The following is an 18,796-nucleotide window of genomic DNA, read 5'->3' as shown; positions in this document are numbered from 1 at the left end:
CCGTTACCCGTAGGTCTTGCCGGTGGTCTGGGACACGTCGGCGACTTCGCCCTGGACTTCCTTGACGACGTCGCTGTGGCCGCCGAGTTGTTCGAGTTCGTGGGCGAGTTCGGCGAGTTCCGCGCCGCCGGCCATCTGGGCGGTGAGCTCGTCCAGGGTGATGTCCTTCTTGTCGTAATAGCCGATCGACTTGCCCCGTTTGAGCAGCAGGAACCGGTCCCCGACAGGGAAGGCGTGGTGCGGGTTGTGGGTGATGAAGATGACCCCGAGGCCGCGGTCGCGGGCCTGCAGGATGTAGCGGAGCACCACGCCGGACTGCTTCACGCCCAGGGCCGCGGTGGGCTCGTCCAGGATCAGGACCTTCGCGCCGAAGTACACGGCCCGGGCGATCGCGACGCACTGGCGTTCACCGCCGGAGAGCTGGCCGATGGGCTGCTCGACGTCGCGCAGGTCGATGCCCATCGCGGCGAGTTCCTTGAGCGTGATGTCCTTCATCTTCTCGACGTCCATGCTCTTGAACGGGCCGAAGCCGGACGTCAGTTCCGAGCCAAGGAAGAAGTTCCGCCAGATCGGCATCAAAGGCACCACGGCGAGGTCCTGGTAGACCGTGGCGATCCCGACGTCCAGGGCGTCCCGGGGGGAGCTGAACTTCCGCTCCTCCCCCATGATCTTCAGGACCCCGGCGTCGTGCTGGTGCAGGCCGGCGATGATCTTGATCAGCGTGGACTTGCCCGCACCGTTGTCGCCCAGCACGCAGGTGACGCGGCCGTTGTCCACCGCCATGGTGACCTCGGAGAGGGCGATGATGTTCCCGTAGTGCTTCCCGACCCCGTCGAGGGAGAGCAGGTGCACCGGGGTGTGGGTGAGGGGATCGTTTTCGTTCTGCAGCAGGGTCTGCTGGTCGATCTCTTTGGCATTCATGGTTCCGGGGCCCTTCTACTTCAGTTCCGCGCGGCGCTTGACGATGAGGTTGACGATGGTGGCCAGCAGCAGCATCAGGCCCAGGAAGAACTTGAACCAGTCCGGGTTCCACTGCGCGTAGACGATGCCCTTGTTGGCCATGCCGAAGATGAACGCGCCGATCGCGCCGCCGATCGCCGAGCCGTACCCGCCGGTGAGCAGGCAGCCGCCGATCACCGCGGCGATGATGTAGAGGAACTCGTTGCCCACGCCCTCACCGGACTGCACGGTGTCGAAGGCGAAGAGGTTGTGCATGCCCAGAATCCAGGCGCAGAACCCCACGGCCATGAACAAACCGATCTTGGTGGCCTTGACCGGCACGCCCACGGCGCGGGCCGCGTTCGCGTCCCCGCCCACGGCGAAGATCCAGTTCCCCACCCGGGTCCGCATCAGCACCCAGGTCGCGACCGCGACGAGCGCGAACCAGTAGAACACGGTGATCTTGATGTCGACGCCGCCGACGCTCACCGAGGAGGCGAACACCGCCCGGGCCGATGCGAAACCGTCCATGGTCGAGATCGAGGGCGAAGACACCGAGCCGCCGATCAGCCGGGTCAGGCCCAGGTTCAGGCCGGTCAGCATCAGGAACGTCGCCAGGGTGACGATGAAGGACGGCAGCTTGGTCTTGATCAGAATCCAGCCGTTGATGAACCCGACGGACAGGGAGACCACCAGGGCCAGGCCGACGCCGACCCAGACGTTCGTGGTGAAGTACCAGCTGAACAGCGACGCCGTCAGCGCCGAGGTGATCACGGCGACGCCGGTGGAGAGGTCGAACTCCCCGCCGATCATCAGCAAGGACACCCCCACCGCCATGATCCCGATCGTGGAGGACCCGTACAGGATGGTCGCCAGGGCACCGGGCTGGGTAAAGGTCGGGGACACCAACGCGAAGAAGATGAAGAGGACGATCGCGCCCACCAGGGCACCGACCTCGGGACGTCCGAGCAGTTTCTGGAACGGACTGCGCTTGGCGACGCGCTCATCGGGCGCCGGCGACTTTGTCTTGGTCTGGGTGATGGTCATGATAAGTCTCCTAGCCGCCGGGCCGGCCTGGGCCGGCCCGGCCAGCGGGCTGTTAGCGGACGCCCTGCTGGGCGAAGGTCAGGACATCGGCCGCATTGGATTTGTCGATGACCGCCGGGCCTGTCAGCACAGGCTGGCCGCCGCCGATCTTGAAGCCGCCGCGCTTGTTCTGCCAGATGGCGTCAACGGCTCCGTAGCCCTGCAGCCACGGCTGCTGGTCCACGGTGAACAGAACTGCACCATCCACGATCTTCTGGGCGAGCTCCGCGTTGAGGTCGAAACTGGCAACCTTGGCAGAGCTGCCGGCGTCAGTGACCGACTTGAGGAGAGTCAGGGTGATGGGGGCGCCGAGGCCGATGATGACGTCGGCGTCCTTGGAAGCCTGAAGCTTGGCAGTCGCGGTGGACTGAACGGAGGTCATATCCTTGCCGTCGACGTAAAGGATCTCCGTTCCGGGAACCTTCGCCTTGACGCCCGCGCACCGTGCTTCAAGTCCCACGTGGCCCTGTTCCTGAATCACGCAGACCGGGTGCTTGTAGCCGTCCGCGGCCAGCTTGGTGCCCACGGCTTGACCGGCGAGCTGCTCGTTGGAACCGAAGTGGGTGAATGCTCCGAGCTGGGAGGAGACCGATTCACCGGCGTTGAGGCTCACAATCGGGATGCCGGCGTCGGAGGCCTTCTTCAGGACGTCTTTGAGGGCTTCGGGCTTGGCGAGCGTGACCGCGATGCCGTCGACCTTCTGGTCAATGGCCTGCTGAATGAGCTGGGCCTGGCGCCCGGCTTCGGGATCAGACGTATAGAGGAGCTCAACGTTGTCCTTCGCCGATGCCTCCTCGGCGCCCTTGCGAACAATATCCCAGAAGGTGTCACCGGCTGCGGCGTGCGTGATAAGGGCGACCTTGATGCGGGAGGTGCTGGCTGCCTGGCCTCCGCCAGCCGCATTGCCTGAGTCTGCGGGCTTGCCGCCGGTGCTCGAACACGCGCTCAGGGCCAGCATGGGTACAACGGCCGCCACGAGGGTCGCCTTCCGCCACGAGAACTTGGTCACGATCAATCTCCTTTGATTCCGGGCCACGCCGGCCGCTTCATCGCGTCGGTCCATGAGCCATCTACAACCGATCATGGTGACTCCAATCACAGTTGTCAATAGTTTGTCCTGACATTAGGATGTTTGGACGTAACGAAGTGTGATCGGAATGTCCCATTCGCGGGGCTTGACGGGCCAGCGCCGACAGCCCGACCCCCGCAAACAAGGCCCGTCACAGCAGCCCTTGGCACCTCTTGGCAGCCCTGCTACTATCAGAAAAAGGCAGTATGTCCTATCAAGCGAACATACACTGACATACGCGGGCAGGCCGGCACGACGACCGCCGCGGAGCACAAGGGAGCATGCCCAGTGGCGAATCAACTGAATCTGCGGATCGACCGCTCTTCCCCGGTGCCGCTGTACCACCAAGTGGTCCAGGGCATCGAGGCAGCGATCCACACCGGACTGCTGGAACCCGGCAGCAGGCTGGAAAACGAGATCGACCTGGCCGCCCAGCTGAACCTGTCCCGGCCCACGATGAGAAAAGCCATGGACGAGCTGGTCCGCTCGGGCCTCCTGGTCCGCAAGCGCGGCGTCGGCACCCAGGTGGTGTCCAGCCAGGTCCGCCGCCCGCTGGAACTCTCCAGCCTCTACGACGACCTGAGCAACAACGGCAGCAAGCCCACCACCGACGTGCTCAGCTTCTCGCATGAGGAGGCGGACGGCGCGATCCGGACGGCACTGCAGCTTCCGGCCGGCGCCAAGGTCTACCACTTCACCAGGCTCCGGAAAGTGGGCGGCAAGCCGCTGGCCCTGATGGAGAACTGGGTGCGGGACGACATCACCGCTATCGACGAGGCAAGCCTGGGCTCGCAGGGCCTCTACGCCATTCTGCGCAACGGCGGCGTGAACTTCCGCCTGGCCTCACAGCGGATCGGCGCCATGATCGCCAACGACTACCAGGCGCCGCTGCTCGAGACCACCCCCGGCTCCGCCCTGGTGACCATGGAGCGGACCGCGGTGGACGACACCGGACGCATGGTGGAAACCGGCCACCACGTCTACCGGGCGGATTCCTACAGCTTCGAAATGACACTGGTCCAGAGGTAAGCGTCCAGAGTTAGGCGCCAGCGACGGGCGCAACCGGCTCCAACCCGCACACACACGCGCCTGCCTCCGGCGCGACAACGAAAGGGCAGCTTCCATGGCCAACTGGGTCTATCCGCTCGGCACCGCAGCCGAAGGCAAGTGGGACATTTCCATCGGGACGTCCGATTCCGGACTGGAGGTGGACGGCTGGGCGCATACCGGGCTGAAGGTTGCCACGCTCGCTGCCGGCGGCACCGTCAGCCTGGACGCGGCGGCGGAGGAACGCATCGTGATCCCGCTCAACGGCTCTTTCGTGGCGACCGTGGACCTGCAGGACTATCCCCTGCCCGGCCGGGACAGCGTCTTCAGCGGCCCCAGCGATGTGCTCTACACCGGAGCCGGCAAGGCAGTAACCATCACCTCGGACGAGGGCGGACGGGTGGCCGTGGCCACCGCGCCGGCCAAAGCTTCCTACCCGACCCGCCTCATCACGGCCGCCGAGACGCCGGTGGAACTGCGCGGGGCGGGCAACTGCTCCCGCCAGGTCCACAACTTCGGCACCCCCGCCGCGCTGGAGGCGGACCGCTTCATTGTCTGCGAGGTCCTCACCCCGGCCGGCAACTGGTCGTCCTATCCCCCGCACAAGCACGACGAGGAAAAGGACGGCGAGACCAGCCTCGAGGAGATCTACTACTTCGAAACCCGCGTCACGCCAGGGGCGCCGCCGCGGCCCGGCGCCGACGACGCCATTGGCTACCAGCGCGTCTACGCCTCCGACGAGCGGCCCATCGACGTTGCGGCCGAGGTCCGGACCGGCGACGTCGTCCTGGTGCCCTACGGCTGGCACGGACCCGCCATGGCCGCCCCCGGCTACGACATGTATTACCTCAACGTCATGGCCGGCCCTGGCCCTGTCCGCGACTGGCTGATCAGCGATGACCCGCACCACGGCTGGATCCGCCAGACCTGGGAGGGCCAGGACCTGGACCCGCGGCTGCCATTCGGCCGCTAGGCCGTTCGGCTGCTCAGGCGCTGACAGCTAGCCATTGAACGTGGCCGGGTGCGGTCCGGTGCGCCCGTTCCGCTCAAGGGCATTCACGGCCGCCAGTTCGCCCGCGGAAAGCTCAAAGCCGAACACCTCCAGGTTTTCCCGGATCCGGGCCGGCGTCACTGACTTCGGGATGACGATCCTCCCCTGCTGCAGGTGCCCGCGAAGAATGACCTGCGCCGGGGTTCTGCCGTGCCGCGCGGCGATCTCCGTGATGGCCGGATCCGCCAGCAGTGCACCCTGGGCCAACGGACTCCAGGCCTCCGTCGCAATGCCCTGCGCCGCGTTGAACACCGTCACTGCGTGCTGCTGAAGGGCCGGGTGCAGTTCCACCTGGTTGACGGCCGGCACCGTTCCGCCCAGGTCGATGAGCCGCTGCAGGTGTCCCGGCTCGAAATTGGAGACGCCGATGGCCCTGACCCGGCCGTCGGCAAGGAGTTTCTCAAGGGCCAACCAGGAGTCGGCGTACCGGTCCGATGCCGGCGCGGGCCAGTGGATCAGGTAAAGATCCAGGTAGTCGAGACCCAGCTTGTCCAGGCTCGCGTCGAAGGCAGCAAGGGCCGGTTCGTAGCCGAGGTCGTCGATCCAGAGCTTGGACGTGATGAAGAGCTCCTCCCGGGCGATCCCGGATTCCGCGAGCGCGCGGCCGGTTCCGGCTTCGTTTCCGTAGATGGCGGCCGTGTCGATGCTCCGGTAACCGGCCGCGAGCGCCGCTGCTACCGCCTCGGTGGTCTCGGCGTCGGGAATCTGAAAGACGCCGAAGCCCAGCTGCGGCATCCGCACCCCGTTGTTGAGGACGATATGGGGCCTTGAGTTCATGGTGTCTCCTGTTGTTGTGGTCGGGCGGTCTGTTGTGTTCGAGCGGTCAGCGGGCAACGGCTGCAGCCTCGGTGACCGGAAGGTCTGTGCTGGTTTCCGCCGCTGCAACGGCGGGCACGGTTGATCCGCCGGTTCCCGGCAGGTCGGCGTCGTGCTTCTTTGCGTGAGCCGCGGCGAACGCCATCACTGCCAGGCCCAACAAGGTGATCCCGGCGCCGGCCCAGATGGGCGAGGTGTAGCCGAGGCCGGCGGTGATGGTGACGCCGCCCAGCCAGGCGCCCAGGGCATTGCCGACGTTGAATGCGCCGATGTTGGCGCCGGAGGCCAGGGTGGGAGCGCTGCTGGCGTATTTCATGACGCGCATCTGCAGCCCAGGAACCGTGGCGAAGCCGAAGCCGCCCAGCAACACCATGGAGGCGATGGTCAACGGCTGGTTGCCGGCGGTCAGGGCGAAAACCACGAGCACCACCACCAGAATGGCGAGCACTACCAGCAGGGTGCGGTCCACATTCTTGTCGGCCGCCTTGCCGCCCACGGTGTTGCCGATGAAGAGCCCGACGCCAAAGAGGATCAGCAGCCACGGGACCGTGGTGGCGGAGAAGCCGGTGACCTCGGTGAGGGTGAAGGCGATGTAGGTGAAGGCGCCGAACATGCCGCCGTACCCAAGGATGGTGACGAGGATGGAGAGCCAGACCTGTCCGGACCGGAAGGCACGGAGCTCGCCGCGCAGACCGCCGGAGGCAGAACCAGGGGCTGAATCTCCCGAACCTGTTCTGGGCACCAGGGCGAGGATGCCGGCCAGGGCGAGGACACCGATCACGGTGATCGCCCAGAACGTGGAGCGCCAGCCCGCGGCCTGGCCCAGCATGGTGCCGAACGGGACACCGAGCACATTCGCAGCCGTCAGGCCGGTGAACATGATCGCGATCGCACCCGCCTTCTTAGTGGGCGCCACCATGCTCGCGGCCACGACGGCGCCGATGCCGAAGAACGCGCCATGTGCGAGGGCGGCAATGATGCGGCCGATCATCATTACCGAGTAATCCGGCGCGAGCGCCGAGACGAGGTTGCCGGCGATAAACAGCACCATCAGCACGGCCAGCACGGGCTTGCGTTCGAAACGCGTCACGGCGGCGGTGAGACCCAGCGCCCCGACCACGACGGCGAGCGCGTAGCCGGAGATGAGCCAGCCCGCGGTCGCCTCGGTGACGTGGAAGTCTGCGGCCACTTGCGGCAACAGGCCCATGATGACGAACTCGGTGAGTCCGATGCCGAACCCGCCGAGGGCGAGGGCTATCAGGCCAACAGGCATGGAGGTGCTCCTTACAAAGCTGTACGGGATGGGGTATGGCGCGTAAGCTAGTAGTTGCAGACGCGTTATTTATTCTTGCATAAGCAGATACAGCGCGCAAGCAACTATTATTTGATGTGCCCGTCACCACCCCGCCGGGCACGCGAGTTGAAGGGAAACACGTGATGGGCATCAAGGACGACGCCGTCGAGGTCCGGGCGCAAGGCTGGCGGACCCTGGCGGCCCTGCACGGGCTGATCGAGGCCGAGCTGGAGCGGTCCTTGCAGGCCGAGGCGCAGCTCTCGGTCGTGGAGTACACCGTGCTGGACGCGCTGAGCCGGCAGGACGGCTGGCACATGCGGATGCAGCAGCTGGCCCGTGCCACGGCGTTGAGCGCGAGTGCCACCACGCGCCTGGTCAACCGGCTCGAGGACCGCGGGCTGCTGACCCGGATCCTGTGCGCGGATGACCGCCGCGGAATTTACACCGAGCTCACCCCCAGCGGCATCGCCCTGCTCGAGCAGAGCAGGCCGGTCCACGACGCCACGCTGGAGCGGGCGCTGGCCGAGGCCCAGGAAGTCCCCGAACTGGCGCCGCTGGTCGACGCCCTCCCCCGGCTGCACGCCGCGGCCTAGCGCGGCAACCGCCTCGCGCGAGTACGCAGAAAGAACGCAGAAAGCCCCGCCGGGGACGAATCCCGGGCGGGGCTTGTGCGTGCAGGGCTTTCTTGACTGCGGCTAGACGGTGACCGGTTCCCTGGCGGCCGCCTGTTTGAAGAAGTGTTCCAGGTCCTCCAGGCTCTTGTCCTTGGTCTCCGGAATGTACTTCGCGGCAAAGGCGATGGCCCCAACGCCGAGCACAGCGAAGACGAAGAAGGTGCTGGACAGTCCGATCGCGGCGAGGAGCTGCGGGAAGCCGAAGCCAACCAGGAAGTTCACGATCCACAGCACGAAGGCCGAGGCGCCCATGCCCAGGCCGCGGATCTTCAGCGGGAAGATCTCTGAGAGCATCAGCCAGGTGACCGGTGAGATTGCACCTTGCTGGAAGGCCAGGAATGTCACGGTCAGGGCCAGGACGACGAAGCCCCGGGCGGGGCCCTCGGGGAGGATGAGAGAGAAGACGCCGATCAGGAACAGCGCCGTCGTGGTGCCGAGCTGGCCAGTGATGAGCATCCTCCGCCGTCCCACTTTGCCCAGCAGCCAGATGCCCAGAAACGTGGCGAGAACGGAGATGACCCCGTTGGCGATGTTGGCCGTGAGGGCCGCTTCGCGGCCGAATCCGGACTCGGCGAGGATCTGCGTGCCGTAGTACATGATCGAGTTGACGCCCGTGATCTGCTGGATGACCGCGAGCCCGATCCCCACCACGAAGATGTGCCGGAGCCACGGAACACTGAGGTCCTTCCAGGAGCCCATCTTGGCCTTGTAGTCCTCCACGGCCATGGCCTTGACTTCTTCAAATTCAGCCCTGGCCTCGGACTGGGAGCGGATCCGCTGCAGCACACTGAGGGTTTCGCCGAAGCTGCCCATCGATGCCAGCCAGCGCGGGCTTTCGGGCATGAAGTTCATGCCGACCCAGAGCGCGATCGCCGGCAGGGTTGCGATGACCAGCATCCAGCGCCAGATCCCGCCGGCCTCGCCGAAGCTGTTGCCGAGGTAGGCGTTGAACATGAAGGCCAGCAGCTGGCCCGTGACGATCATCAGCTCGTTTTGGGTGACAATTCGTCCGCGCCGGGCACTCGGTGAGACCTCGGCCAGGTACACCGGCACCGTCACCGAAGCCCCGCCCACGGCCAGGCCGAGGATCAGGCGTGCCAGGATCATCACCTCCGTGTTCGGCGCGAAGGTACACGCAAGGGTGCCGGCGAGGAACACCACGGCCAGCACCATGATCATTTTGCGCCGGCCGTGGCGGTCCGCCAGGCGCCCGCCGAAGAGGGCGCCAAAGGCCGCCCCGAACAGCAGCGAGGAGGTCACGAGCCCTTCGGTCAGTGGCGTGAGGCCCAGGTCCACCTGCATGTACGGCAAAGCGCCGTTGATCACGCCGGTGTCGTAGCCGAAGAGCAGTCCGCCGAAAGTGGAGACGATCGTCGCGGTCCGGAGGGCCCGTTTGTGGTTGACGGGCCGTGTCACCTCGGCGACGGGCGCCGTCATAGGCTCGCCTTCGCGACGCGCTGTTTCATGGTCTCCAGCTGGTACCGGGAGACGTCCGCGGCGTTGTCGTCCTCGGCGAAGACGCTGGAGACCATCACCGTATCTTCACGGTCCAGGAAGCCGATCTCCTGCAGGCCGCCGAAAAACTCGTCCCAGTTTACGTCGCCGTCGCCGATTTTCAGGTGCTGGTGCACGCGGACGGGGTTGCCGGGCGGGTTGGTGATGTAGCGCAGGCCGTGTGAGGCGTGGTGGTCCATCGTGTCGGCCACGTGGACCAGGCGCAGCTTGTCGCCCGCGGCCCGCATGATCTCCAGCGGTGCGTTCTTCATGTGGAAGCTGTGCGAGGCCACGTAGACCAGGCCAACATTCTTCGAGTTCAGCCCGCGGATCACGCGGATCGCGGCCAGGCCCTCCTCGACGAAGTCGTCCGGGTGCGGATCGATCAGCAGGTCGATCCCCTCCCGCTCGATGATGGGGAGCAGCTCCTCCATGGAGCGGTAGAAGGCCCGCTCGGATTCTTCGGCCTTCTCCGGCCGGCCGCTGAATTCGGTGTTCATGGTGCCAACGCCCAGGTCCACGGTGATCTGGATGGCGCGCTTCCAGTAGCGGACGGCCGCCTCGCGTGCGTCCTCGTCCGGGCCGGACCAGCGCAGCACGGGCAGCACCGACGCGATTTCGATTCCCGCGTCCTTGCAGGCCGCCTTCAGCTTGCCCACGAGCTCGTCGTCGGCCTTCGGGTGGTTGAAGAAGGGGATGAAATCGGCGTGCGGGGTCATCTGCATGTACTTGTAGCCGAGGTCGGCCACCACGCGCGGGAACTCGAGGAGTCCGTGGCTGTGGTGGAACGGCGTGGGATCTAGGGCGATTTTCACGGTGAACACTCCATTGTGGATCTGGCGGGCGTGCGGCCGGCCGGCGCGTTCTTTGCAGTAGAAGGCGCCGGCCGGCGGGGTTTTAGCGGTACAGGGCGGGCTTGGCGTTGAGCTTCACGGCGACCTTTTCGCCGTTCTTCTGCGCCTCGACGCCGGCCTCGCAGCAGGCGGCCGTGGCGTAGCCGTCCCAGGCGGTGGGGCCGCCGATCTCATCGCGCAGGGCGGCGTCCACCCAGGACTGGATTTCGACGTCGTACGCCGCCCCGAAGCGTTCCTCGAAGCCGGGGGTGACGTGGCCGCCCCAGCGGCCGTTGCTGCGGGTGTACGGGCCTTTGTCGCCGCCGATGCTGACGATGCCGTCTTCGAAGGAGGCCTGGGTGGCCACCTCGTAGCCGAACTTCGCGTTGACGTAGATCTCGACGTCGGCCAGGACACCGGACTCGGTCTCGATCAGGACGTGCTGCGGGTCGTGTTGCCCGGCCGGGGCGTTCCGTGTGGCCTTGCCGAGGCGGACCTGGACCGAGGTGATTTCCTCGCCGGTGAAGTAGCGGATGGCGTCGAATTCGTGGACCACGGAGTCGTTGATCAGCATCTCGTTGGTGAAGCCCGCCGGGGTGGTGGGGTTCCGGTGCTGGTGGTGCAGCATGAGCAGCTCACCGAGTTCGGAGTCGCGGATGATTTTGCCGAGGGCGGCGTATTCGGCGTCGAAGCGGCGCATGAAGCCGACCTGGATGCGCTTGTGGCCCAGCACCTGCTCGGCTTCGACAATCTTCCAGGAGGATTCGGCATCCGGGGTGAGCGGCTTCTCGCAGAGGATCGGGATGTCCTTGGCGATCGCCCTAAGCAGGATGTCCTCGTGCAGGAAGCCGGGGGTGGCGATCAGGACGGCGTTGACGTCGCCGTTGTTGAGGGCCTCCTCGGCGTCGGCGAGGGCGACGGCGCCGGGGATGCCTTCGATGGCGGCCTGGGCACGGGCGAGGTCGACGTCGACGACGGCGGCAACTTCGGCGCCGTGGATGCGGGTGTTGAGCCGCTGGATATGGTCTGCGCCCATACGGCCGGCGCCGATGACAGCTACGCGGAGGGTCTTGGTCATGATCTTGTCCTCAGTTCTAGTTGACGGCGGTGCGGGAGCCGCAGGAGAGCAGGTAGTTCCGGGTGCGCTTGGCGATCGGCATCGGGACGTCGAAGGCCACGGGATACATGTCCTGTTCCACAATGCCAAAGATCGGCCGGTTGAGCGCCTCCACGGCTTCGATGACGGCGCGCAGGTCCGGCAGCCCGTTCGGCGGCTCGGTCATCACGCCGGCCAGGTTGGCGGCGGCCCACGTCATGTTTTCCTCGTTGACCTTTTTGAGGATGTCCGGGTTGATCTGCTTGAGGTGCAGGTAGCCGATCCGGTCCGGATAGTTCTTGATCAGGTCGAGGCTGGAGGCCCCGCAGTATTCGGCGTGGCCGGTATCCAGGCAGAGGTTGAGGTACTTCGGGTCCGTGGCCGCGAGCAGGGTTTCGATGTCCTCCTGCGCGCCGACGTGGGAGTCGGCGTGCGAGTGGAACTGCTGCTTCAGGCCGAAATCCTCCAAGAGGGTCTTGCCCATGCGGTTGTGGCCGGAGAACAGGTCGCTCCACGCCTTCTCGGTGAGCGTGCCGCTCTCGACGGCCTCGCCGGTGACGTCGTCGCGCCACATGGCGGGAATGACCACGATGTGTTCGCCCCCCATGGCTGCCGTGAGTTCGGCGACCTTGCGGGCCGGCTCCCAGGCTTCGTCGTACTGGTGGGCCCCGCGGTGGAATGCGGTGAACACGGTGCCGGCCGAGATCTTGAGGTCGCGCTGCTTGAGCTCTTCGGCGAGACGGGCCGGATCGGTGGGGAGGTAGCCATAGGGGCCAAGTTCGATCCACTTGTAGCCGGATTCGGCGACCTCGTCGAGGAAGCGTTCCCACGGGGTCTGCTGGGGGTCATCCGGGAACCAGACGCCCCAGGAGTCCGGCGCGGTGCCGATGATCAGCTTGTTCTCTGTCATTTCCATTCCTTCTCATCGAGTGCTCCGCAGGTGCCGTTTTGGACGCTCAAAACGGCGGTTGCGGAGCAGTCGATCGTGGTTAGTCGAGGCGTCAGTTGGACGGGAAGTTGTAGGAGGCGCCGGAGGCGTGCGTCGGTTCGGGCCAGCGCGAGGTGACCACCTTGCCGCGGGTGTAGAAGGAGACGCCTTCGGGGCCGTAGATGTGCTTGTCGCCGAACAGCGAGGCCTTCCAGCCGCCGAAGGAGTGGTACGCCACCGGCACGGGCAGCGGCACGTTGATGCCGATCATGCCCACGGTGACGGAGCGCTGGAACTTCCGGGCCGCGGCGCCGGAAGAGGTGAAGATCGCGGTGCCGTTGCCGTAGGGGTTGGAGTTGATCAGGGCGATGCCGGCGTCGAGGTCCTCCACCCGGACCACGACCAGGACGGGGCCGAAGATTTCCTCGGTGTAGGCGGTCATCCCGGCCGTGACGTGGTCCAGGACGGTCGGGCCGACCCAGAACCCGTCTTCGTGGCCGGGGACCACGAGGTCGCGGCCGTCCACCACCATCGCGGCGCCGGCGGTTTCGGCTTCGGTGACGATCTTCACGATGCGTTCCTTGGACGCCGGCGTGATGACCGGGCCCATTTCGGCGTCGGGCACGGTGCCGTTGTTGACCTTGACGGCCAGGGCGCGCTCCTCGACCTTCTTGACCAGCAGGTCGGCGGCTTCGCCGACGGCGACGGCGACCGAGATGGCCATGCAGCGTTCCCCGGCGGAGCCGAAGGCGGCGGCGGCCAGGTGGTCGGCAGCGTTGTCGAGGTCGGCGTCGGGCAGGATGATCGCGTGGTTCTTCGCCCCGCCCAGGGCCTGGACGCGCTTGCCGTGGGCGGTGGCGGTCTCGTGGACGTACTTCGCGATCGGGGTGGAACCGACGAAGGAGATGCCGTCCACGTCCGGGTGGGTCAGGAGGCCGTCGACCGTTTCCTTGTCGCCGTGCAGGACCTGGAAGACGCCGTCGGGCAGCCCGGCCCGCTTCCACAGCTTGGCGAGCAGCATTGAGGCGGAGGGGTCGCGCTCGGAGGGCTTGAGGATGAAGGCGTTGCCGGTGGCGATCGCCATCGGGGCCATCCACAGCGGGACCATGACCGGGAAGTTGAACGGGGTGATGCCGGCGACGACGCCGAGCGGTTCGCGGAAGGAGAAGACGTCGATGCCGGTGGAGACCTGGTCCGAGTAGTCGCCCTTGAGCAGCTGCGGGATGCCGCAGGCGAACTCGATGACCTCGAGTCCGCGGCCGATCTCGCCCTTGGCGTCGGAGAGGACCTTGCCGTGTTCGGCGGTGATCAGTTCGGCGAGCTCGTCCACGTGGGAGGCGACGAGTTCGCGGAACTTGAACAGCACCGCGGTGCGCTTGGCCAGGGAGATGTCGCCCCAGGAATCGGCGGCAGCGCGGGCGGCGGCGACGGTGGTGTCCAGGTCTTCCCGGTTGGCCAGCCGCAGCTCCGCGGAGACGGCGCCGGTGGCCGGGTTGTAGACGGGCTGGGTGCGGGTGCCCTCACCGGCGGTTTCGGCGCCGTTGATGAAGTGGCTGATGGTGGTGACGGTCGTCGTTGACATAGTGGTGGACTTCCTTGGTCTGTGGCTGTTCGTGGTGATGAGGGGGGGTCAGCCGAGCAGCTTGCGCTGGCGGGCCTTGTGGTCGGTGTAGGTCTGGAAGGCCTGCTTCGTGGAGTCGAGCTCGGAGACCTGGGAGACCGGAACGTCCCACCATGACTCGGAGCTGGGGGCATCCAGCAGCGGGTCGGATTCAACGTGGATGACGATCGGGCCGCCGCGTTCGGGGGCTGCTTTGGCGTCCCGGATGGCCTGCTCGAGCTCGGCGATGACCTTCTCCCCCGGTTCGATCCGGATCACCTTCACGCCGAGGCTTTCGGCGTTCAGGGCCAGGTCGACCGGGAGCCGGTCGCCGTCGTCGAAGCTGTGGTGTTCCTCATCCAGCGCCCGGTACTGGGTGCCGAAGCGCTGGGAACCGAGGGACTCGGAAAGCGAACCGATCGAGGCGTAGCCGTGGTTCTGGATCAGGACCACGATCAGCTTGATCCGCTCGGCGACGGCGGTGACGAGTTCGGTGTGCATCATCAGATAGGAGCCGTCCCCCACCATGACGACGACGTCGCGCTGCGTGCCGCCCTTGGCGGCTTCGGCCAGGGCGGCGCGCTTGACCCCGAGGCCGCCCGGGATCTCGTAGCCCATGCAGGAGTAGGCGTATTCGACGTGGTAGCCGAACGGGTCCCGGACGCGCCACATCTTGTGCAGGTCACCGGGGAGTGAGCCGGCGGCGCAGATGACGACGTCCTGGGCGTCCATGGCGCGGTTCGTGGCGCCGATGATCTCGTTCTGCGCCGGCAGCGGCGTGAACCGCGTGTCGAATGCCTCGTCCACGGTGGCGTCCCAGCGTTTCTTCTCGGCCGCGATCCGCTGCTCGAGGTCCGCGCCGATGCGGTAGCCGCCGAGGGCCTGGTTCAGCTTGACCAGGGCCTTGCGGGCATCGGCCACGATCGGCAGTGAGGTGCCGTGCTTGTAGGCGTCGAGGGCGGCGACGTTGATGTTGAGGAATTTCACGTCCGGGTTCTGGAACGCGGTCCGGGAGGCGGTGGTGAAGTCCTCGTAGCGGGTACCGATCCCAATGATGAGGTCGGCCTCGGCGGCGATGGCGTTGGCCGCCGTCGTGCCGGTGGAACCGATGGCCCCGAGGGAGAACTTGTGGTCCCAGGGCAGCACGCCGACGCCGGCCTGGGTGTTGCCGACCGGGATGCCGGTCAGCTCGGCGAACTTCGCGAGTTCCTCGTTGGCGTAGGCGTAGAGCACGCCGCCGCCGGCGATGATCAGCGGGCGCTTGGCGGCGCGGATCGCCTCGGCGGCGCGGCGGATGTCCTCGTCGTCGGCGTCCGGGCGGCGGATCCGCCATTCGCGTTCGGCCAGGAATTCCTCGGGCACGTCGAAGGCCTCGGCCTGGACGTCCTGGGGCAGCGAGATGGTGACGGCGCCGGTCTCGGCCGGGTCGGTGAGGACACGGAGTCCGTGGTGGAACGCGGAAAACAGCTGCTCTGGCCGGGAGACGCGGTCAAAAAACTTCGACAGCGGCCGGAATGCGTCATTGACGGTGATGTCGTAGGCGTAGGGCTGTTCGAGCTGTTGCAGCACGGGGTCGGCGGCGCGGGTCGCGAACGTGTCACTCGGCAGCAGCAGGACCGGCAGCCGGTTGGTGGTGGCCAGCGCCGCGCCGGTGAGCAGGTTCGAGGAGCCCGGACCGATCGAGGTGCTGATCGCGAAGGTCTGGCGGCGGCGGGTGTGGCGGGCGAAGCCGACCGCCTGGTGGGACTGGGCCTGTTCGTTGCGGCCCTGGTAGTACGGCATGATCGTCGGATCGAGCTGCTGGTACTGCTTGAGGGCCTGGCCGACGCCGGCGACATTGCCGTGGCCGAAGATGCCGAACGTGCCCGGAATCAGGCGTTCCCGGAAGTCCTGGCCGCCGACCGAATCGACGGTGTACTGCTTGGACAGGTATTCAACGACGGCCTGCGCGACCGTCATTCTGCGTGTTCCTGATGCCGTGCTCATTCCCATGGGAAGCTACTCCGATACTTCTTTGGTGCGGGTGGATTCGGTGTGGTGCAGCAGCGAGGCCGCGGTTGCCACGGCGCCGGCGACGTCGCCGTCCTGCGGGTAGAGCAGGGTCCGGCCGACGGTGAGGCCCTGAACGCCGGGCAATGCGAGGGCAGTCTGCCAGCTGGCGAACACCTCGTCCTGGCCAGCGTCCGGGTCTCCGCCAAGGAGCACGGTGGGCATCGTGGTGGACGCCATGACGCGGTCCATCTCGGCCACCACGGGGAGCTTCATCCAGGTGTAGGCGCTGCTCGCGCCAAGGCCTTCGGCGATGGCGACTGACTTGATGACGGCGTTGGTGGAGAGGTCGTTGCGGACCTTCCCGTTTTCGCGGACGGAGAGGAACGGTTCCACCATGGCGATCAGCCTGCGTTCGGCGAGGGAGTCGATGGCCCTCGCAGTCGCTTCGAGGGTGGCGACGGTGTCCGGGTCGCCGAGGCAGATGCGGGTCAGCATCTTGCCGCCGTCGGCGCCCAAGGCCTCGAGCGCGGCCGCGGTGTGGCCGGTAAAGCGGTCATCGAATTCGTTCACCAGGCCGGACAGTCCGCCACGGTTCATCGAGCCGAAGAGCAGCTTGCCCTCGAGCGCGCCGAGCAGGAGCAGATCGTCCATGATGTCCGGCGAGGCGAGGACCCCGTCCACGTCCGGGTTGGCCAGGGCGATCTGCAGGCGGTCCAGGAGCTGGCGGCGGTCGGCCATGGCCACCGGATCGTTTCCGACGGCGAGCGCGCCGCGGGCCGGGTGGTCGGCGGCGACGATGAAGTTCTGCCGGTGGGCCCTGACGCCGGGGTGGCGGCGCCGGGCCTTGGCGGCGCGGGCAATCGCTTCCGGGTCTTCGAGCCGGATAATGCTCAGGTGCTCGTAGCGGCGGGGATCATCGTTCACCCCACGGGTGGCGACGGCTGGGTTTGCACTCACAGTGCTGCTCCTTCGGTGGCGTAGGTACCCGGCAGCAGCCGGCCGCGTTCGGCGAGCAGGCCGGTGACTTCGTCCGGCGTCGGCATCGCGTCGGCGCAGGACAGTCGGGAGGCGACGAGGGCGCCGGCGGCGTTGGCGAAATCGAGGACCTGGGCCAGGGGCCAGCCGGAGAGCAGGCCGTGGCAGAAGGCCCCGCCGAAGGAGTCGCCGGCACCGAGGCCGTTGACGGTTTCCACGGGCACCGGGGCGGAGACCACCCGCTCGGTGCGGGTCTTGGCCATGACCCCTTCAGGGCCCAGCTTCACGACGGCGATTTCGACGCCGGCCGCGAGCAGCCGGTCCGCCTGTTCGTCCGGGGTGCCCTCCCCGACGGCGACGGCGCATTCCTTGTCGTTGCCGATCGCGACGGTGACGTGCGGCAGGATCCTGGCGACCTGTTCCCGGGCCTCCTCCTCGGAGGCCCAGAACATCGGCCGGTAGTCGAGGTCCAGGATGGTGAACTGGCCTTCCTTGAGCCCGGTGCGGGGCCGTGCCTCGTGGGCCGTGAGCTGGGCGGTGCGGCTGGGCTCCTGGCAGAGTCCGGTGACGGTGGACCAGAAGATCCCGGCGTCCCTGATGGCGTCCAGGTCCAGTTCCTCGGCCTTGATCTGCAGGTCTGGTGCCGTGGGGAAGCGTCCATAGAAGTAGAGCGGGAAGTCCTCCGGCGGCTTGATGGCGCAGAACGTGACGGCGGTGGGCCATTCCTTGACCGCCGTGACGAAGGAGTCGTCCACGTTGAATTTGCGCAGTTCGCGGTGCAGGTACTTGCCGAAGGCGTCGTCGCCGGTGCGGGTGATGACGGCGGTGCGGCGGCCATGGCGGGCAGCGGCGACCGCTACGTTGGATGGGGATCCGCCAAGGTACTTTCCGAAGGACGTGACATCCTCCAGATCCACCCCTATGTCGTTCGGGTAGATATCAACACTGATGCGCCCGATCGTGAGCAGTTCGTGGGTCACGGTGATCGTGGACCTTTCTGGTGTGGACTCGATACCTTTGCGCAGCCTGAGCTTCGGCGTTTCTGCGGTGCTTATTCAGTGCTTTGGGGCCTGGCGTGAGCCGGGCCACAACCACTACTTTGCCTTAGAATCCATGTACTGTCAAAGGTTTGTACTGACATATTTACAACATGACACGGGGACTTCAAATGATGCCCCGCGCGGCGCCGCGGCGGCGGGGCAGGCGCCGGAAATACCCGGGTGTTTACCTGGCGGGAACGCCGAGTTCGCCGGTGACGTACTGGGCCTGCCCGAAACCGAACGACCAGTCCCCCGCGGTGTTCTCGACATATCCGATGAAAACGTCCTGGCCGGCGACCCCCGCGGCGGCCAGCCTGTCCGCAATGGCGGCAAACAGGGACTGCTTGGCGGACTGGCTTCGCCCGGCCTGGGTGAAGATCTGGATCATCACCACGCCCGGCGTCCGCTCGAAGCCGAGCCCGGCATCCTGGGCGACAATTTGCCCCTCGGGATGCTCGGTCAGCACGTGGAAGTAGTCCCGCTCCGGAATGCCAAATTCGGCCACGATCGCATTGTGGATGCCCTGGCTGAGCCCGCGGAGCTGCTCCGCGCCGCGGCCCTGGTTGACGTCAATTCGTACGAGAGGCACTCGCATCTCCTTCGTTAGTTTGTCCTGACATACTAACAAAGTAATTTGGAGCTGCGCAAGGATTCCGTGACAGCACACAGCAACGCGGGGTCACTTAGCGCCCATCCTCGGGTGCGGAATGGGCGCTAAGTGACCCCGCGTTGGGGTATTGCGCAGACTATCGGCCCGGCGTAGCGTTATCAATGTAGAGGTTGATCAATGAATTAGTTGATCACCATGCAGATTGGGTAGAGATCCTGAGGTCGCCGAGACTTTGGGGTGCGGAGATGTTGG

The 18,796-nt window shown here is 66.4% G+C and carries 17 protein-coding genes; 3 read left to right on the top strand and 14 right to left on the bottom strand.

Annotation, left to right across the window (positions count from 1 at the left end; genetic code table 11):
- Positions 1-3: 3 nt before the first annotated feature.
- Genes AC1DKN_RS17915 through AC1DKN_RS17905 form a run of 3 tightly spaced genes read right to left on the bottom strand, consistent with a single transcriptional unit; the run spans position 4 to position 3,034 of the window.
- A complete protein-coding gene (locus AC1DKN_RS17915) occupies positions 4-921 on the bottom strand; it encodes an ATP-binding cassette domain-containing protein (protein ID WP_476851300.1) in 918 nt (305 codons plus the stop codon).
- 15 nt (positions 922-936) lie between these two features.
- Positions 937-1,986, bottom strand: coding sequence for an ABC transporter permease (locus tag AC1DKN_RS17910; protein WP_028275613.1), 1,050 nt, complete (start codon positions 1,984-1,986; stop codon positions 937-939).
- Between the two features lie 52 nt (positions 1,987-2,038).
- Positions 2,039-3,034, bottom strand: a complete 996-nt coding sequence (locus AC1DKN_RS17905; RefSeq protein WP_028275612.1) for a substrate-binding domain-containing protein — start codon at positions 3,032-3,034, stop codon at positions 2,039-2,041.
- Between the two features lie 348 nt (positions 3,035-3,382).
- Between AC1DKN_RS17905 and AC1DKN_RS17900 the strand changes: the two genes are divergently transcribed.
- Positions 3,383-4,123: a GntR family transcriptional regulator gene (locus tag AC1DKN_RS17900; protein WP_223914252.1), complete on the top strand. Its 741-nt coding sequence runs from the start codon at positions 3,383-3,385 to the stop codon at positions 4,121-4,123.
- A 94-nt stretch (positions 4,124-4,217) separates the two neighbouring features.
- Positions 4,218-5,114, top strand: a complete 897-nt coding sequence (iolB, locus tag AC1DKN_RS17895; protein WP_476872070.1) for a 5-deoxy-glucuronate isomerase — start codon at positions 4,218-4,220, stop codon at positions 5,112-5,114.
- A 27-nt stretch (positions 5,115-5,141) separates the two neighbouring features.
- Here iolB and AC1DKN_RS17890 read toward each other — a convergent pair whose 3' ends face one another.
- Together AC1DKN_RS17890 and AC1DKN_RS17885 are read right to left on the bottom strand one after the other, a co-directional pair.
- Entirely contained in the window at positions 5,142-5,969 is an 828-nt protein-coding gene (locus tag AC1DKN_RS17890; protein WP_476872069.1) for an aldo/keto reductase, read from the bottom strand.
- Positions 5,970-6,015: 46 nt separating this feature from the next.
- Positions 6,016-7,281, bottom strand: coding sequence for an MFS transporter (locus AC1DKN_RS17885; RefSeq protein WP_476872068.1), 1,266 nt, complete (start codon positions 7,279-7,281; stop codon positions 6,016-6,018).
- Between the two features lie 164 nt (positions 7,282-7,445).
- Here AC1DKN_RS17885 and AC1DKN_RS17880 point away from each other — a divergent pair, with 164 nt between their 5' ends.
- Entirely contained in the window at positions 7,446-7,895 is a 450-nt protein-coding gene (locus tag AC1DKN_RS17880) for a MarR family winged helix-turn-helix transcriptional regulator (RefSeq protein ID WP_223915289.1), read from the top strand.
- A gap of 102 nt (positions 7,896-7,997) precedes the next feature.
- On the opposite strand, the gene AC1DKN_RS17875 is transcribed toward AC1DKN_RS17880, so the two are convergent.
- From AC1DKN_RS17875 to AC1DKN_RS17835, 9 genes are all read right to left on the bottom strand, one after another.
- Positions 7,998-9,413 carry a sugar porter family MFS transporter gene (locus tag AC1DKN_RS17875; RefSeq protein ID WP_476872067.1) on the bottom strand — a complete coding sequence of 472 codons (1,416 nt, stop codon included), beginning with the start codon at positions 9,411-9,413 and terminating at the stop codon, positions 7,998-8,000.
- Positions 9,410-10,285, bottom strand: a complete 876-nt coding sequence (locus AC1DKN_RS17870) for a sugar phosphate isomerase/epimerase family protein (protein WP_476851295.1) — start codon at positions 10,283-10,285, stop codon at positions 9,410-9,412. Before AC1DKN_RS17870 ends, AC1DKN_RS17875 begins: the two co-directional genes overlap by 4 nt.
- Before the next feature lie 82 nt (positions 10,286-10,367).
- Positions 10,368-11,381, bottom strand: a complete 1,014-nt coding sequence (locus AC1DKN_RS17865) for a Gfo/Idh/MocA family protein (RefSeq protein ID WP_476872066.1) — start codon at positions 11,379-11,381, stop codon at positions 10,368-10,370.
- Between the two features lie 16 nt (positions 11,382-11,397).
- Positions 11,398-12,309 carry a sugar phosphate isomerase/epimerase family protein gene (locus tag AC1DKN_RS17860; RefSeq protein WP_230010006.1) on the bottom strand — a complete coding sequence of 304 codons (912 nt, stop codon included), beginning with the start codon at positions 12,307-12,309 and terminating at the stop codon, positions 11,398-11,400.
- A 91-nt stretch (positions 12,310-12,400) separates the two neighbouring features.
- On the bottom strand, positions 12,401-13,909 hold the full coding sequence (locus AC1DKN_RS17855) for a CoA-acylating methylmalonate-semialdehyde dehydrogenase (RefSeq protein ID WP_476872065.1): 1,509 nt from the start codon (positions 13,907-13,909) through the stop codon (positions 12,401-12,403).
- Positions 13,910-13,957: 48 nt separating this feature from the next.
- The gene (gene iolD, locus AC1DKN_RS17850; RefSeq protein WP_476872064.1) at positions 13,958-15,886 is read right to left on the bottom strand and encodes a 3D-(3,5/4)-trihydroxycyclohexane-1,2-dione acylhydrolase (decyclizing); all 1,929 of its coding nucleotides are present in this window, start codon (positions 15,884-15,886) and stop codon (positions 13,958-13,960) included.
- Between the two features lie 39 nt (positions 15,887-15,925).
- The gene (locus AC1DKN_RS17845; RefSeq protein WP_476872063.1) at positions 15,926-16,876 is read right to left on the bottom strand and encodes a Cgl0159 family (beta/alpha)8-fold protein; all 951 of its coding nucleotides are present in this window, start codon (positions 16,874-16,876) and stop codon (positions 15,926-15,928) included.
- A complete protein-coding gene (gene iolC / locus AC1DKN_RS17840) occupies positions 16,873-17,874 on the bottom strand; it encodes a 5-dehydro-2-deoxygluconokinase (protein WP_223914263.1) in 1,002 nt (333 codons plus the stop codon). The genes AC1DKN_RS17845 and iolC overlap by 4 nt, the downstream gene beginning before the upstream one ends.
- A gap of 244 nt (positions 17,875-18,118) precedes the next feature.
- The gene (locus AC1DKN_RS17835) at positions 18,119-18,523 is read right to left on the bottom strand and encodes a tautomerase family protein (RefSeq protein WP_476872062.1); all 405 of its coding nucleotides are present in this window, start codon (positions 18,521-18,523) and stop codon (positions 18,119-18,121) included.
- Positions 18,524-18,796 lie beyond the last annotated feature (273 nt).

Source organism: Arthrobacter sp. 01N444, assembly GCF_056399305.1.
Note: the sequence above shows the minus strand (reverse complement) of the source record. Positions and strands in the feature narration are given on the sequence as shown.

Coding starts and splice junctions, on each gene's coding strand:
- AC1DKN_RS17915 (WP_476851300.1), bottom strand. CDS start 921: ATGAATGCCAAAGAGATCGACCAGCAGACCCTGCTGCAGAACGAAAAC.
- AC1DKN_RS17910 (WP_028275613.1), bottom strand. CDS start 1,986: ATGACCATCACCCAGACCAAGACAAAGTCGCCGGCGCCCGATGAGCGC.
- iolB (WP_476872070.1), top strand. CDS start 4,218: ATGGCCAACTGGGTCTATCCGCTCGGCACCGCAGCCGAAGGCAAGTGG.
- AC1DKN_RS17890 (WP_476872069.1), bottom strand. CDS start 5,969: ATGAACTCAAGGCCCCATATCGTCCTCAACAACGGGGTGCGGATGCCG.
- AC1DKN_RS17885 (WP_476872068.1), bottom strand. CDS start 7,281: ATGCCTGTTGGCCTGATAGCCCTCGCCCTCGGCGGGTTCGGCATCGGA.
- AC1DKN_RS17880 (WP_223915289.1), top strand. CDS start 7,446: ATGGGCATCAAGGACGACGCCGTCGAGGTCCGGGCGCAAGGCTGGCGG.
- AC1DKN_RS17875 (WP_476872067.1), bottom strand. CDS start 9,413: ATGACGGCGCCCGTCGCCGAGGTGACACGGCCCGTCAACCACAAACGG.
- AC1DKN_RS17865 (WP_476872066.1), bottom strand. CDS start 11,381: ATGACCAAGACCCTCCGCGTAGCTGTCATCGGCGCCGGCCGTATGGGC.
- AC1DKN_RS17860 (WP_230010006.1), bottom strand. CDS start 12,309: ATGACAGAGAACAAGCTGATCATCGGCACCGCGCCGGACTCCTGGGGC.
- AC1DKN_RS17855 (WP_476872065.1), bottom strand. CDS start 13,909: ATGTCAACGACGACCGTCACCACCATCAGCCACTTCATCAACGGCGCC.
- iolD (WP_476872064.1), bottom strand. CDS start 15,886: ATGACGGTCGCGCAGGCCGTCGTTGAATACCTGTCCAAGCAGTACACC.